Below are 14,408 nucleotides of genomic sequence, written 5' to 3'. Positions count from 1 at the left end.
ATCTCGACGTTCTGTTCACTCGTATCGGGAAGTCATCCGATCGTCACGGAGCGTGTTTGAACCATCGGTTTGACCGCCTGTCAAGCTGAAGAAAGACCTCTCACAGGGCCCCTGAGCTGCGCCAACGGTCAGGACATCGGTGAGACATCGTTGCCTGAGCGTGTTACCCTAGACACAGCGAAAGGGGTTTCGAACCTATGGTTTTCAGTGTCGGCGAGACCGTTGTTTACCCCCACCACGGGGCCGCACTCATCGAGGCAATCGAGACTCGGGTCATCAAGGGCGAGCCTAAGCAATATCTCGTCCTGAGGGTCGCGCAGGGTGACCTGACGGTCCGGGTGCCGGCTGAGAACGCCGAGATCGTGGGCGTTCGCGAGGTGGTCGGCGAAGAGGGCCTCGGTAAGGTCTTCGACGTTCTCCGGGCTCCGCACACCGAGGAGCCGACCAACTGGTCGCGGCGTTACAAGGCCAACCTGGAAAAGCTGGCCTCCGGCAACCCGCTGAAGGTCGCCGAGGTCGTGCGTGACCTGTGGCGCCGGGAGCGGGAGCGGGGCCTCTCCGCAGGCGAGAAGCGGATGCTGGCCAAGGCCCGCGACATTCTCGTCGGCGAGGTCGCGCTGGCTGAGAAGAGCACCAAGGACGAGGCGGAGACGCTGCTCGACAAGGTCCTCACCGAGGCCTAGTCCGCACAGCATCGTCGTACCCACTTCGTAGCGAAGAAACCACCGAGGACCGCGACGTGACCGCGCAGCTCAACCCGCGCGGTGACGTCGCGGTCCTCGTGCCTGCGGCCGGTGCCGGTGTACGTCTCGGTCCTGGCCGACCCAAGGCGCTGCGCCTGCTCGCCGGCGAACCACTGCTGGTGCACGCCGTGCGCCGGCTCGCCGCCGCACCGTCGGTCCACACGATCGTGGTCGCCGCACCCGCGGCAGACGTCGAGGGTGTCCGTGACCTGCTGGCCCCGGTGGCGCCGGTGACCGTGGTGGCCGGTGGCGCCGAACGACAGGCCTCCGTCGCCGCCGCGCTCGCGGCCGTGCCGGCCGGCCCGACGATCGTCCTGGTGCACGACGCCGCCCGCGCGTTGACCCCACCGGAGCTGGTCGAATCGGTCGCCGCCGCGGTCCGGGGCGGCCAGGCGGCGGTGATCCCGGTCCTGCCGGTCGTCGACACCATCAAGGAGGTCGGCGCCGACGAGGTGGTGTTGGGCACTGTCGACCGGTCCGCCCTGCGCGCCGTACAGACCCCGCAGGGCTTCCGCCGGTCCGTGCTGGCCGCCGCGCACGCCGCCGCGGGTGATCCGCTCACCGACGACGCCGGCCTGGTCGAGAAGCAGGGCGTACCGGTGGCCTGTGTGCCCGGCTCGGAGTACGCGCTGAAGATCACCCGTCCGTTCGACCTGGCACTGGCGGAGCACCTGCTCGCCGCCGGCGGCTGACGCGTCACGCCGTGGCTCAGATATCAGTCGTCGTGGTGGCCCGTCGGAGTCTGTCGCGCACGACATAACGCTGGCCCTGCGTGAAGGCGCTGCCTCTGCCCCTCGCTAGGTGGGGAACCGGCTGTCGCAGGGTGAGGTGGCCTTGCATCCCAGGCTCGGTCAAACCGAAGACCTGATAACGCCCGTCGGTCCAGCCGAGCTTCCGGCTGGCCTCGATGATGTCGGCGACTCGTGCGTCGCGCGCCTGCCCTGTGGCGCGTAGCCGGTTGATCTCTCCGGCGGACCAATCAACATTGTCGACGCGGAACAAGATTTTCGGCACTTCCGGGTGAATCTGCTGCTGGGAGTAGAAGGCCAGGTATTCCACCGGCTGAAAGGCGCGGCCAGCCTGGCACACATAGGCGCGTACGGACTCGTAGAGCCCCCAGGCATCCCGAGCCGGTACCACGACCGTGTCCTGTCGTGGTAATGGTCGGGCCGCGTGTACGTGGGTGACCCGCTCGTTGTTCGCAAGCCAGTTGGCCGCGTCGGGGTCGGCCCAACCCAGCACATCGACCATCTGCGTGAGGCGGAATGGTACGTCGGCTGCGAGTAGCGAGTCGTGGTGAGCCAGGCGGTTGCGAAAGACGCGCAACCCTTCCAGGGCGGCCACGACGTCGTTCCGCTTGCCGGAGGAGTGTGGAAACGCCTTGTGGATGGCTTCTCGCCACAGCTGCTCGTGCTTGGGACCCAGCAGGTTGACCCAGAACCCGAAGCTCAGGCCGGCGATGACCTGATCGCGCTTCTCCTTGCTGCTGTTCTCGCTGCGCAACCGGTTGCGGACCTGCAGAACACTCTGGTCGATGCTGTCCTGGACGGCCTTAGTGGCGCTGATCGGCAACAGGAACCAGGGAATCCCGCGCTCGGCCTCGTCGAAGTGCCTCTGCATCGCCGTATCGATGGCATTTCGCACGACGACTTCGACGTAATGGAACGCCTCGAAGGATGCGGCGGACAACGCGACATTCCACTCGTGGAGCTCGCATGCCTTGCTGTGGTCACCGCCGGCCGCGTCGAGGTAGGAGCCGAAGCGGCTGGGGGAGACCCACTGGGGCATGGTCTGCAGGAAGGGGTGCTGCGCCATCGTCAAATGATAGGGAGAATCACGCCCGCGAGCGGTGGCTGAACGACGTGTCCCGGAAAAGATTAGAGCCCCAGGAGCATGCAATAGGCAGAGGCAACCTGGGGCGTTCGGCCCGAACGTACCCCCGCGGTAATCGGATGTCAAGACCACTTGAGCGTGGAGTGGGGCGCGATCCGTCCGTGGTGACGCGTAACCTCGGATCATGATCGTTCCTCGGGTGGCCATCGGCACCGATGTGCACGCGTTCGAGCCCGGCCGACCCTGCTGGGTGGCCGGCCTGCTCTGGCCCGACCAGGACGGTCTCGCCGGGCACTCGGACGCGGACGTCGCCGCCCACGCCGCCTGCAATGCGCTGCTCTCCGCAGCCGGTCTCGGTGACCTCGGCTCCGCCTTCGGGGTGGACCAGCCCGAGTGGGCCGGGGCGTCCGGCGTGGCGCTGCTGGCCGAGACGGCCCGCCGGGTGCGGGCCGCCGGCTTGGCGATCGGCAACGTGTCCGTGCAGGTCATCGGCAACCGGCCCAAGATCGGCCGCCGACGGGAAGAGGCTCAGCGGGTGCTCTCCGAGGCGGTCGGCGCACCCGTGACCGTCTCCGCCGCGACCACCGACGGGCTCGGTTTCGCCGGCCGTGAGGAAGGTCTGGCGGGCGTCGCCGTGGCTCTGGTGTACGACGCCCCGGCCGCCTAGGCTCGCCGCGATGTCCACCGATCCCGCCCCCGACCGGTTCGCCGCCGACGGCTACCTCGAACGCGCCCAGCTCCTCGCCGAGTTGGGCCGCCACGACGAGGCGGCCGGCGAGTTGACCGAGGGGCTCGCGCTGAAGCCCGCCGACCCGGACGCCCTCACCATGCTGGCCCGGGTGCATCTCGCCGCCGACCGGCCGGCCGACGCGCTCGCCGCCGCCGACTCGGCCGTGGCCGCCGCACCGGACGCCCCTCCGGCGCTCGTCGTGCGGGCGATGGCGCTGGCCGACCTGGGGCAATACGCCGACGCGGCCGCCGTCGCCGACCGGCTGCTGGCGCTCGGGCCGGCCGACGCGTACGCCCAGCGCAGCGCTGCGGCGATCCTGGCCGACGCGCGCAACGGCCAGCCGGCGCTGAACGCGGCCTGGCGTGGGGTCGAGCTGGCCCCCCAGGAGCCGCCGGCGCACCTGGTGCTCAGCCTGGTCGCGGCACGGCTGGAGCTGTTCGACCTGGCCGAGCGGGCCTACCGGGAGGCGCTGCGGCTCGACCCCCGCCTCGCCGAGGTCGGGCACGACGTCGGCGTTCTGCGCCTGGAGCAGCGCCGCTGGTCGGTGGCGCTGGAGCAGATCGCCGAGATGGTGACGTTCGGCCCGAGCCGGATCGACTCCCCACGGACACTCGCGTACGGCCTGCACCGCCTGGTGTTCTACGGCGCGGGCTGGTCACTGGTCGCCGCGGTGGTGGTCGCGTTCGCGGCGTCGGCGAACGACGGGTTCTCCCGCGTCCTGGCGGTGCTCGCCGCCCTGACCGGCGGCGTCGTGGTGTGGCAGCTCGCGGCACGGCTTCCGGGGTTCACCCGGACCGTCCTGCCGACCATGCTGCACGCCGACCGGACGATGGCCCTGGCGATCTACGCGGTGGCGGCCGCGCCGCTGCTGCTACTCGTGTACGCCGTGGTCGGCTCGCCGTGGCCGTTGGTGCTCGCCATCGTCGCCACGGTGATAGCCGAGTTCGCCGCCTTCACCAGAACCACCTTCCGCTGACCCCAGCAACCAACCCAACCCAAGGCGTGACCCCAAGAGGTCAACAAGCGTCGTATAGCTCGCCCACGTCAGGGTTTTCGCCGGAGCCCGCCCGCGTCGGGATCAAGCCTGACCGCCCAGAGCGGGCGGGCTCCGGCGAAAACCCAAGGGCGACTAGACAGAACGCGCCCAAGTCCAGGCGTACCCCTCGTCCTCGCAGGCCCGTGCCGCGTCGCAGAGGTCGAGGGGGCGGAAGGTGTCGACCATGACGGCCAACTCGTCGAAGTAGTCCGCGCCGATGGAGCGTTCGGCGGCGCCCGGCTGGGGGCCGTGGGTGAACCCGGAGGGGTGCAGCGAGATCGAGCCCTGCTCGATGCCGGAGCCGCGCCGGGCCTCGTAGTTGCCGCCGGTGTAGAAGAGCATCTCGTCGGAGTCGACATTGTGGTGGTTGTACGGCACCGGGATCGACTGCGGGTGGTAGTCGACCTTGCGTGGCACGAAGGAGCAGATGACGAAGTTGGGCCCCTGGAAGGTCTGGTGCACCGGCGGGGGCTGGTGGATGCGGCCGGTGATCGGCTCGAAGTCGTGGATGGAGAACGCCCACGGGTACAGGTGCCCGTCCCAGCCGACCACGTCGAACGGGTGGTTCGCGTAGACGTGACGGGTCCAGCCGCGACGGTGCCGGACCAGGACCTCGACCTCCTCGCCGTCCACGAGCAGAGGGGTGTCGGGGCCGCGGACGTCGCGTTCGCAGTACGGCGAGTGCTCCAGGAACTGCCCGCGTACGGAGAGGTAGCGCTTGGGCGGGCCGATGTGCCCGGACGCCTCGACGGCGAGCAGCCGGACGGGCGCGTCACCGGTGGGGACCAGCCGGTGGATGGTCGAGGTGGGGATGACGACGTAGTCGCCGGCGACCGCGTCCAGCGCCCCGAACGGGGACTCGACCCGCATCGTGCCCGACTCGACGTACAGGCAGTGGTCGCCGGTGGCGTCGCGGAACAGCGGGGAGGGCCGGTCGGCGAGCACGTACCCGATGCGGACGTCGTCGTTGGCGAGCAGGTACTGCCGGCCGAGGATCGGGTCGGCATCACCGGCGTCGAGCTTGTGGGTGCGCAGGTGGCGGGGCTTGAGCGGCAGGTTCGGCGTCCGGGTGAACGCGGGCGGGGTGAACTCGTCGGCGGCCAGGATCGCGGTGGGCGCGTGCCGGTGGTAGAGCAGCGACGAGTCGGAGGAGAAGCCCTCCTGCCCCATCAGCTCCTCGGCGTAGAGGCTGCCGTCGGGCTGGCGGAACTGGGTGTGGCGCTTGCGCGGCACCTCGCCGACGCTGCGGTAGTACGGCATCTCGCCTCCCGATATATCCCGTTCACCGGCCGAAGGCGTCCGATAATCGGACGCTGTTGTCCGTTCCTTGTAGCGTCCCGTAGATTCTTGTTCCGTGTCAACGCAGGTGCCCGCGCTCCTCGACGGCCTGGTGGACGACGCCGCCGTCTTCCCTCCGGGCAGCGCCACGCTGCCCGACGCGCTGAAGGCGCACCGCCAGCACCGCGCCGCCTGGTACGCGGATCTGGTCGGCCCGCTGCTCGTCCCCGCCTCGACCGTCGCGTCGGGTGACCTGAACCGTCTCGTCCAGCGGGCCGAGGGCTTTGTGGTCGGGCTGATCGGCGACACCGGGATCGCCCAGTTGCCGTTCGCGCTCTCGTTCCTTCCGCCGGACGGCATCACGGCCCGGCAGGTCGAGGTGGCCGTCGCCAAGCGCGGCGAGGACCCGCTACCCGGCATCGCCGAGCTGCTACGGCTGACCGGGACCCTGCCGGGCGTCGAATCCGTCTACGCCGAGCTGCCGCTGACCTTCGGGCTGATGAGCGCCCTGGACGCGCTCGCCGCCGCCCGGGCCGACGGCGTGCCGATCGCCGCCAAGTTCCGCACCGGCGGCCTCGCCGCGGAGCTGTTCCCCACCCCGGCCGAGCTGGCGGCGGTGCTCTGCGCCTGCCGCGACCGCGCGCTGCCGTTCAAGCTCACCGCCGGACTGCACCAGGCGGTGCGGCACCTCGACCCGGAGACCGGGTTCACCCACCACGGCTACGCCAACGTGCTGGCCGCGACGCTCGCCGCCGCCGACAGGGAGAGCGAGCGGGTGGTCGCGGAGCTGCTGGCCGCCCTCGATCCACGTCCGCTGCTCGAACGCGTCAACGGACGGCTGGCCGGGCCGCGCCCACTCTGGGTCGGCTTCGGCTCGTGCAGCATCCTGGAACCACTTACCGATCTGATCCGGCTGGGGCTGGTGAACGGGGGCTACGACGCGTGACCTGGGTGAGCGGCGTTGACGGTTCGCTGTACGGCGTGACGAACCTGCCGTACGGGGTGTTCTCCTCCGGCGGGGACGAGCCGCGGATCGGCGTACGTATCTCCTCGTGGGTGTTCGACCTGGCCGGGGCGGAGGCCGCCGGGCTGGTGCTGGCCGCCGGCGCGCTGGGCCGGCCCACCCTCAACGACTTCATGGCGCTCGGGCGTCCGCAGTGGACGGCGGTCCGCCAGCGGATCGTGGAGCTGCTCACCGACCCGGCGCACCGACCGGCGGTCGAGCCGCTGCTGGTGCCCCTGGCCGACGTGGAGATGCTGCTCCCGTTCGAGGTGGCCGACTACGTCGACTTCTACTCCTCGGAGCACCACGCGTCGAACGTCGGGCAGATCTTCCGCCCGGGGCAGCCGCCGCTGTTGCCCAACTGGAAGCACCTGCCGATCGGCTACCACGGCCGCGCCGGGACCGTCGTGGTCTCCGGCACGCCGGTGGTCCGGCCCACCGGGCAGCGGGCGTCCGCCGAGGGTCCGGTGACCGGCCCGTCGGTACGCCTCGACATCGAGGCCGAGGTCGGCTTCGTGGTCGGTGTGCCCAGCGCGTTGGGCGACCGGGTCGCGGTGGACGACTTCGCCGATCACGTCTTCGGGGTGGTGCTGGTCAACGACTGGTCGGCCCGCGACATCCAGGCCTGGGAGTACCAGCCGCTCGGCCCGTTCCTCGGCAAGTCCTTCGCCACCTCGGTCTCGGCCTGGGTGACGCCGTTGGAAGCGTTGGCCGACGCCTTCGTGCCGGCTCCGGACCAGGACCCGCCGGTCGTCGACTACCTGCGCGACGTGCCGCACCTGGGGCTCGACCTGCGGCTGTCGGTCGAGTGGAACGGCGAACGGGTCAGCGAGCCGCTGTTCGCCGGCATGTACTGGACGCCGGCGCAGCAGTTGGCGCACCTGACGGTCAACGGCGCGTCCCTGCGCACCGGCGACCTGTACGCCTCGGGCACCGTCTCCGGCCCCGAACGCTCCCAGGTCGGCTCGTTCCTGGAACTGACCTGGGGCGGGGCCGAGCCGGCGAAGGTCGGCGCCGAGAGCCGTACCTTCCTCGTCGACGGCGACACCGTCACCATCACCGCCACCGCGCCCGGGCCGGACGGCACCACCATCGCCCTGGGTGAGGTCACCGGAACGGTCCAGCCGGCCCGCTGAGGCACCCGCCGCCGGACCGTCTCATCGACGAGACTCTTGGTCGCACCGTCTGTGCGATAACCACACCCCGGTTACCCCGTTGATCACGCGGATCAGTCGCCCCGCCACGCCCTGTGGAGTGGTGGGGCGTCCCGACGCACACGGAGGTAACAACGATGCACGATCTCACCGGGGCGCTCTGGCGCACCAGCAGCCGCTCCAACGACCAGGGACTCTGCGTGGAGGTGGCGGACAACCTGGTCGACGTGATCGGCCTGGTCGCGGTCCGCGACTCCAAGGACCAGAGCGGCCCCACACTGGCCGTGAGCCCGCCGGGATGGACAGCGTTCGTCGGGGCGATCAGGTCTGGTCGCTTCGAACGCTGAGCGGTGTCGCGCCGGCGGAACGGACAACGTGGCCTCCGGGTGGTGGAAATTCCGTCCGGGGGCCTCGTCCGGCCCGTACCGCGCGTACCGTCGGTGGCACAGGAGGGTGGCATGTCGACGGTCGCGGTTACCGGTTTCATCGAGGCGGACGCCGTCGATGTCTGGTGCCTGCTGACCGACCTGTCCGACCGGGCCGCCCGACTGACCGGGGCCGGTCCGGTCGAGGTGCTGACCCCGGGCCCGTTCGGGCCGGGCACCGCCTGGCGTGCGGAGCGCGCCCAGCCGGGCGGCGGCACTCTCACCGAGGAGTTCCTGGTCGTGGAGGCGCTCGCGCCCCAGCGGCTGGTGCTCTGCTCCTCCGGCGCGGGTGCGGACTACCGGATCACCTGGCGTCTGCGTCCGGCCCGGCGACGTCGCGGCCCGCGCACCGCGGTCACCGTCACCCAGGAGGCGGTGCCGACCGATCCGTACGGTCGGGTGGTGGCCCTGCTGCTCGGTGGCCTCGCCGCCCGGGCGGTCGAGGTGGCGCTCCGGCGTGACCTCGCCGACCTGGCCGTCGCTGCTCGCGCCGCCGGCTCGCTCAAAGCGGCCTGAGCGCACGTGCCCGGAGCTTGACCCGTACAACCTGACGGGGCTCCGACCCGCAACGCTGGGTAGGGTGCCGGGCGGAGGTGCGGCATGGGGTTCCCGAGGGGCCGGCGACGGCTCGTGCTGGCGGTGGCGGTGCTACTCGCCGTGGCGGCCGTCGCGGTCGTCGTCCACCGGGTGCTCGCGCCGGCCGAGGTGATTACGCCGGCCCGAGCGGACTATCCGGCGGCGCCCCAACCCGCAGCCGGTGTGATCGGCCGTCTCCCGGTCGCCCCGTTGATCGTGGACGGGCGGCTGCGGGTGTACACCGCCCACCGCCAGGTCTACGCCGACCGGCCGGTCGACTGGCGGCACCGCACCACGCCCTACTGGTCGTACCGGCGGTGGCCGGCGGAGCTGACCGGGGTGGTGGCGAGTGGCACCATCGTGGTCAGCCGCTGGTCGGACGGCCGGTTGGTCGCGCTCGACGCGTCCACCGGGCGGGTCCGCTGGCGGGCCGACGGGCCGGTGCCCGTTGCGAGCACGGCGGTGGTCCGGCGCACCGGTGCCGCCATCGTCTGGAACCCGAGCGGGCTCCTTTTCACCGACCTTCCGGACGGCCGGACCGTACTGACCGTCACCGGAAAGACGCAGGCGAGCGGGGTGGAGCTGTCCAGCGGTCGGGAGCTGTGGCGGACCGACCTGCCCGGCGACTGTCGTAGCGACGTCGGCACCACGGCGACCGGGCAGCTGATCGGTCTGGACACCTGCTCCGGACCGGCCGCGATCGAGTTCCGGGACGCCGCGACGGGCCTGGTGGGCGAGCGCTGGCGACCGCCGGGCGGCCCGGACGACCTGGTGGCCACCCCGCTCGGATGTCGTACCGGCCGGTCGGGGTGCCGGGCCCTGCGCACGGCGGGCCCGGGGGACGCCGGTGGCCGGGGTTGGGTGTTGGGTGGTGGCGAGCCGGTGGCCGCGCCCACGTTGGACCGGGCCGGCGTCGTCGTGGTCGGCGAACAGGCTGTCGGTGTCGTCGACGGGGTGGCGGTGGGTCGGTCGGCGCGTACGGGTGCCGAGCTGTGGCGCTACGCCGGCCTGGGCCCGGCGCGGGTGCTGGCCGCCCAGCCCGGCCGGGTGCATCTGCTGACCGAGCTGAACGACCTGGTGACGCTCGACCCGGTGACCGGGCGTCTGCTGTCCCGAAGCACGCTCAACGTCGGCTCGGACGGCACGGGCTGGACGCCCGGGGCGGTCTGGGCCGAGGCGGGCTACGTCGCGGTGGAACGGCTGCGCGCGCCGGTCGATCCGGACGGCGACGACCAGCGCTACTACCTCACCTCGGAGGCGGTGATCCTGGCCGCCACCTGATCGGGGCACCCGACCTTGAAACTTTCACCACTTCTGACCGTAATGGGTACCTTTTTCATGGTTCAGGTTTCCGGTGGAAGGGGTCGACGCGTGGGCAACAGAGCAGCCAGGCGGTGGGTCGGCGGTGTGCTCGCGGCCACCGCGGGCCTCGTGATCACGGTGCCGCCGACGCCCGCCCCTGGCGGGGCGCCGGCGACAGCGTCGGCCGTCGTGCGGGTCGCGCCGTCGAACGACGCGAATGTCACCTTCGAGGTGGTGCCGGTCTCGCCGACCGTCACCCCACCCACGCCCTCGCCGACCCGGCATCCACCCACCCCGACGCCCAGCCACGGTGGAAAGCTGCCGGTGACCGGCTCGGACGGGTCGGTTCTGCTCCTCGTCGCCGTGGGCATGACGCTGGTAGCCGTCGGGTGGCTGGCCGCACGCCGCCGACGGCCGAGCTGACGCGTCCGGCCGTCGACGGGTGTCAGCGTCCGGCCGGGACGCGTTCGCGGGGTGGAGCAGCGGCCGAGCGACGGCGTCGGCGCACGAGCACCGCGAGGCCGGTGACCAGCAGCAGCGCCGAGACGACTGCGCCCAGGGCCCAAGGGGAGGGCACGCGGGAGACGACGCGGCCCTCCCGGCCGGCCCGGCCCGGGTCGGGGAACCGGATCTGTGCGGTCAGGCTCCGCTTGACCAGCCCGCTCTCCAGGTTCACCTCGGCCTTCCAGGGGCCGTTCGGCAACTCGGCCGGGAAGGTGGCGACGACCTGCCCGGCGCCGCCCGGGGGTAGCGTGACGCCCTGCCCGACCGGGAACGGGCCGGCCCGGCTGCCGGCCGGTCCGTCGCTCAGCAGGATCGCGCCGGTCAGGTCGACAGCGCGACCGCCGGTGTTGGTGACCTGCACGGTCACCGAAGGCTTGCCCTCGGGGCCGCGGGCCGGGCGTAGGTCGCCGATCGCGAAGTCCGAGGCCGGTTCGCCGCCGGGGCCGATGTCGAGATACATCCGGACGCCGACCCGGTGGATCTGTTTGACCTCGCCGCCCGTTCGGGGCGCGGAGTTGGTGGACGCCCAGATCACCCCGTACCGCTCACCCCGTGAGGCGGCCGGCGGCACGGTGATGGTCACCCGGACACGGGCCTCGCCCCACGGCTCCAACTCCACGCTGCCGCGGTCGACGGTGGTCCACGACGTCAGCTCGTTCGCCGCACGACCCTCGCCGAACGTGAACGACGAACCATCCAGGGTCGCCGCAGCCGCGTACACGTCGGCGCGGCGCGATTCTGCGGTCCGGTTGACGATCAGCAGTTGCCGCTTGATGGTGGTGCCCGGCGGTAGGTGATCGACGATGTAACGCAGTGCCCGCGGGTCGTCCCGGCGATCGGTCGGGGCCTCCAGCAAGCGGATCCCGATGCTGCCCTCGTCCGAACCCGTGTCCGGCTCGACCGCGCCGGCCCGGGTCGACAGACCCGGACCGGCGAGGCAGAGCAGGGCGAGCGTGACCGCGATGGTCGACCGCCCCCGGCGGTCACGCCACCGAATGTGTCACCGTGCCGGTGTAGATGCCCGCGATGCTGTCCAGCGGAACGTTGACCACGAGGGTGGGGTTCCAGGAGGCGGTGTTGCCGCCGGTGCCGCCCGAGTGGGTGAACACGGTGAGCGGAGTGGTGCTGGAGAGCGGCTCCGCGTCGCCGGCGGTGGCCTGACCGGGGGTGAAGGTGCCGGTGCCGGTGGTGGCGGTCGCCGGCCCGGACCAGTAGTCGATCTCCTCCGGCAGGACCGTCTCGGGCGGCGAGCTGGTGCCGGTCTGGAAGACCGTCGCCGTCACCGACGCGACCCAGGACGCGTCGGCGGCCCCTCGGGAGTCGGTGACCGTCACCGTGCCGAGCTGGCCGGTGATGGTGCCGCCGGGTGCGCCGCTACCCAGGTCGGCGCTGGCCGGCGCGTCGATGTCGAGGGTGCCGGCGAGCACCTCGAACGTGGTGGTCGTCGTGTCGGTGGGCGCCGCGGCGGCGGGTGCCGCGAGGAAGCCGACCATCGCGGCGGCGGCCGCTCCGGCGAGACAGATCTTGGCAGTACGCACTGTTGATTACCCCGTCTTCTCGAAGTGGGCCGGCGCGGGTCCTCGCCACGCCGGCCACTTCGGAAGATAGGGCAGTGAATAGGCTTAATCGGACAAAACGGTCGCAAGTCACCGGCTTGGTTGCCGCCGTCCGCTCAGGCGAGCGCCGCCTCCGCGGCGGCCAGGAACGCGTCGTTCTCGGCCGGGGTGCCGATGGTGACCCGGACGCCGTCCCCGGCGAACGGCCGCACGATCACCCCGCGCGACTCGCACGCCTTGCCGAACGCCACGGCCCGGTCGCCCAGCGGCAGCCAGACGAAGTTCGCCTGGCTGGTCGGCACGTCCGGCACGAACTTGCGCAGCGCCTCGGTGACCCGGTCCCGCTCGGCGACGACCAGCGTGCACCGGCGCTCCATCTCGTCGGCCTGCGCCAGCGCCGCGAGCGCGCCGGCCTGGGCAGCCGTACTCGTGGAGAACGGCGTCACCACCTTGCGGACCGCCGCCGCCACCGCTGGCTGCGCGACCAGCCAGCCGATCCGCAGCCCGGCGAGGCCCCACGCCTTGGACAGGGTGCGCAGCACCGCCACGTTCGGCCGACCGAGGTAGTCCAGGCCGTCCGGCACCTCGGGGTCCGTGACGAACTCCCGGTACGCCTCGTCGATGACCACCAGCACGTCGTCCGGCACCGAGTCGAGGAACCGGTCCAGCTCGGCCCGGCGGACGGCCGTGCCGGTGGGGTTGTTCGGGTTGCAGACCAGGATCATCCGGGTCCGGTCGGTCACGGCCGCCGCCATGGCCGCCAGGTCGTGCCCGTGCCCGGCGTCGTTGGCGACCCGCACGCTTGTCGCGCCGCTGGTCGCCGCGATGATCGGGTACGCCTCGAACGACCGCCACGCGTACAGCACCTCGTCACCCGGCAGGCAGGTGGCCCGTACGAGGTGCTCGGCGAGCGCCACCGACCCGCAGCCCGTGGCTATCCGGTCGGCGTCCACGCCGTACCGCTGGGCCAACGCGTCGCGCAGCGCGACCACGCCCATGTCCGGGTACCGGTGCGAGCCGCTGACCGCCTCGGTGACCGCCTCGACCACGCCCGGCAGCGGCCCGTACGGCACCTCGTTGCTGGCGAGCTTGATGGCCTCCGGCAGGCCCAGCTCGCGGGCCAGGTCGGCGGGGCTGCGCCCGGGCACGTAGCTGGGCAGCGCGTCCAGGTCGGCGCGGGTCAGGCGCACCGCCGGCTGGTGACGTCCGGAGTCGGTCATGGGGTGTCTCCCGAGGGCTGAGGGTGATCGTCGGTGGCGGGGGGACCGGTGGTGGCGGGGACCTCGACGACCACCGTCAGCGCGCGCCGGTCGTGCAGCGCCCGGCGCAGCGGGTGGTCGACGAGCGGGGACACGGAGTCGATGAGCTGGATCAGCAGACCGATCCCGAAGCAGGGCCAGAGCAGGGTGGACATCCCCAGCGTCGTCCATCGGCGCAGCGCCCGGCCGAAGCCCAACGGCTGGTCGGCCTCGATGGGGACGGCGCGGATACGCATCACCCGCTTGCCGATGGTCTGCCCGTTGCCGGCCATGGCGGGCACCTCGTACGCCAGCCACAGCGCGGTGGCGATCGCCACGATCGCCACCTGGAGGAGCCCGGCCTGCTCGCTGATCGGCGGCAGTCCCTCGCTGGAGGTGTTGCCCTCCATCCCACGCCGGAACGCCTCCCGCCAGTACGGCGTCAGCTCTTCCAGCCACCGCCAGACGAACCAGCCGTTGACGAGCACGTTCAGCGCGAAGACGACAGCGAAGTCGATCAACCGGGCGACGAGTCGGCGCCCGTAACCGGCCAACCTGAGCCCGTGCGGACGCGGCTCCGGTGGACGGCCGGGCCAGCCGGGGACCCAGCCGGGCGGTGTGCCCTGCGGACCCCAGCCGGGCGGCACGCTCTGCGGACCCCAACCGGAGGGTGTGCCCTGCGGACCCCAACCGGGAGGTGTGCCCTGCGGGCCCCAACCGGCGGGACCGTTCTGCGGGCCCCAGCCCGGAGGCGGGCCGGCTTGCGGACGGTGTCCGGCGTGCGGCGGGCCGGGGTGCGGCGGCCAGCCCGGCGCGGTCTCCGCCGAGGGGGCGCCGGCCGGCGCGACCGGGGTGACCGGTACGGGCGGCGGCTCGGGCGGGGGCGGTCCGTCGGGCGGGGTCGCGTCGACGGGGATGGCCGCGCCGAGCCAACCCTCGCCGTCCCAGTAACGACGGGTCTCGCGGTCGGCGGGGTCGACGTACCAGCCGGGCTCCACACTCACGCCGACGCTCCGCTGCCGTACCTGCT

16 protein-coding genes are annotated in these 14,408 nt (G+C 72.1%); 10 read left to right on the top strand and 6 right to left on the bottom strand.

Features of this window, described 5'->3' with window-relative positions; all coding sequences use genetic code 11:
- Positions 1–197 precede the first annotated feature (197 nt).
- Positions 198–683, top strand: coding sequence for a CarD family transcriptional regulator (locus ABZ272_RS17650; RefSeq protein WP_007073334.1), 486 nt, complete (start codon positions 198–200; stop codon positions 681–683).
- Between the two features lie 56 nt (positions 684–739).
- On the top strand, positions 740–1,435 hold the full coding sequence (ispD, locus tag ABZ272_RS17645) for a 2-C-methyl-D-erythritol 4-phosphate cytidylyltransferase (protein WP_355050992.1): 696 nt from the start codon (positions 740–742) through the stop codon (positions 1,433–1,435).
- A gap of 16 nt (positions 1,436–1,451) precedes the next feature.
- Here ispD and ABZ272_RS17640 read toward each other — a convergent pair whose 3' ends face one another.
- A complete protein-coding gene (locus tag ABZ272_RS17640; RefSeq protein ID WP_355050991.1) occupies positions 1,452–2,558 on the bottom strand; it encodes a hypothetical protein in 1,107 nt (368 codons plus the stop codon).
- A gap of 199 nt (positions 2,559–2,757) precedes the next feature.
- On the opposite strand from ABZ272_RS17640, the gene ispF reads away from it, so the two are divergent.
- Positions 2,758–3,243: a 2-C-methyl-D-erythritol 2,4-cyclodiphosphate synthase gene (gene ispF, locus ABZ272_RS17635; protein ID WP_355051025.1), complete on the top strand. Its 486-nt coding sequence runs from the start codon at positions 2,758–2,760 to the stop codon at positions 3,241–3,243.
- A gap of 10 nt (positions 3,244–3,253) precedes the next feature.
- Complete coding sequence (locus ABZ272_RS17630; RefSeq protein WP_355050990.1) at positions 3,254–4,282, top strand: tetratricopeptide repeat protein; 1,029 nt, start codon at positions 3,254–3,256, stop codon at positions 4,280–4,282.
- A 153-nt stretch (positions 4,283–4,435) separates the two neighbouring features.
- Here the strand turns inward: ABZ272_RS17630 and ABZ272_RS17625 are convergent, their stop codons facing one another.
- Positions 4,436–5,602 carry a homogentisate 1,2-dioxygenase domain-containing protein gene (locus ABZ272_RS17625; protein WP_355050989.1) on the bottom strand — a complete coding sequence of 389 codons (1,167 nt, stop codon included), beginning with the start codon at positions 5,600–5,602 and terminating at the stop codon, positions 4,436–4,438.
- A gap of 94 nt (positions 5,603–5,696) precedes the next feature.
- Between ABZ272_RS17625 and ABZ272_RS17620 the strand changes: the two genes are divergently transcribed.
- The 6 genes from ABZ272_RS17620 to ABZ272_RS17595 all read left to right on the top strand — a co-directional run bounded on the left by ABZ272_RS17620 (position 5,697) and on the right by ABZ272_RS17595 (position 10,503).
- Positions 5,697–6,566, top strand: coding sequence for a hypothetical protein (locus ABZ272_RS17620; protein ID WP_355050988.1), 870 nt, complete (start codon positions 5,697–5,699; stop codon positions 6,564–6,566).
- A complete protein-coding gene (gene fahA, locus ABZ272_RS17615; protein ID WP_355050987.1) occupies positions 6,563–7,759 on the top strand; it encodes a fumarylacetoacetase in 1,197 nt (398 codons plus the stop codon). The genes ABZ272_RS17620 and fahA overlap by 4 nt, the downstream gene beginning before the upstream one ends.
- Before the next feature lie 155 nt (positions 7,760–7,914).
- Entirely contained in the window at positions 7,915–8,124 is a 210-nt protein-coding gene (locus ABZ272_RS17610) for a DUF397 domain-containing protein (RefSeq protein WP_355050986.1), read from the top strand.
- Positions 8,125–8,235: 111 nt separating this feature from the next.
- Positions 8,236–8,718: an SRPBCC family protein gene (locus ABZ272_RS17605; RefSeq protein ID WP_355050985.1), complete on the top strand. Its 483-nt coding sequence runs from the start codon at positions 8,236–8,238 to the stop codon at positions 8,716–8,718.
- Between the two features lie 84 nt (positions 8,719–8,802).
- Positions 8,803–10,059, top strand: coding sequence for a PQQ-binding-like beta-propeller repeat protein (locus ABZ272_RS17600; RefSeq protein WP_355050984.1), 1,257 nt, complete (start codon positions 8,803–8,805; stop codon positions 10,057–10,059).
- 90 nt (positions 10,060–10,149) lie between these two features.
- Positions 10,150–10,503, top strand: a complete 354-nt coding sequence (locus ABZ272_RS17595; RefSeq protein WP_355050983.1) for an LPXTG cell wall anchor domain-containing protein — start codon at positions 10,150–10,152, stop codon at positions 10,501–10,503.
- A 22-nt stretch (positions 10,504–10,525) separates the two neighbouring features.
- Here the strand turns inward: ABZ272_RS17595 and ABZ272_RS17590 are convergent, their stop codons facing one another.
- The 4 genes from ABZ272_RS17590 to ABZ272_RS17575 all read right to left on the bottom strand — a co-directional run bounded on the left by ABZ272_RS17590 (position 10,526) and on the right by ABZ272_RS17575 (position 14,382).
- Positions 10,526–11,440 carry a hypothetical protein gene (locus ABZ272_RS17590; protein ID WP_355050982.1) on the bottom strand — a complete coding sequence of 305 codons (915 nt, stop codon included), beginning with the start codon at positions 11,438–11,440 and terminating at the stop codon, positions 10,526–10,528.
- Positions 11,441–11,567: 127 nt separating this feature from the next.
- Positions 11,568–12,122: a hypothetical protein gene (locus ABZ272_RS17585; protein WP_355050981.1), complete on the bottom strand. Its 555-nt coding sequence runs from the start codon at positions 12,120–12,122 to the stop codon at positions 11,568–11,570.
- Between the two features lie 134 nt (positions 12,123–12,256).
- Positions 12,257–13,360: a histidinol-phosphate transaminase gene (gene hisC / locus ABZ272_RS17580; protein ID WP_355050980.1), complete on the bottom strand. Its 1,104-nt coding sequence runs from the start codon at positions 13,358–13,360 to the stop codon at positions 12,257–12,259.
- Complete coding sequence (locus tag ABZ272_RS17575; protein ID WP_355050979.1) at positions 13,357–14,382, bottom strand: RDD family protein; 1,026 nt, start codon at positions 14,380–14,382, stop codon at positions 13,357–13,359. The genes hisC and ABZ272_RS17575 overlap by 4 nt, the downstream gene beginning before the upstream one ends.
- Positions 14,383–14,408 lie beyond the last annotated feature (26 nt).

Origin of the sequence: Micromonospora sp. NPDC005979 (genome assembly GCF_040614415.1) — a bacterium.
In the GTDB taxonomy this organism is placed as follows: Bacteria; Actinomycetota; Actinomycetes; order Mycobacteriales; family Micromonosporaceae; genus Micromonospora.
The sequence above is the reverse complement of the archived record's forward strand: the minus strand, read 5'-3'. Positions and strand labels throughout refer to the sequence as shown.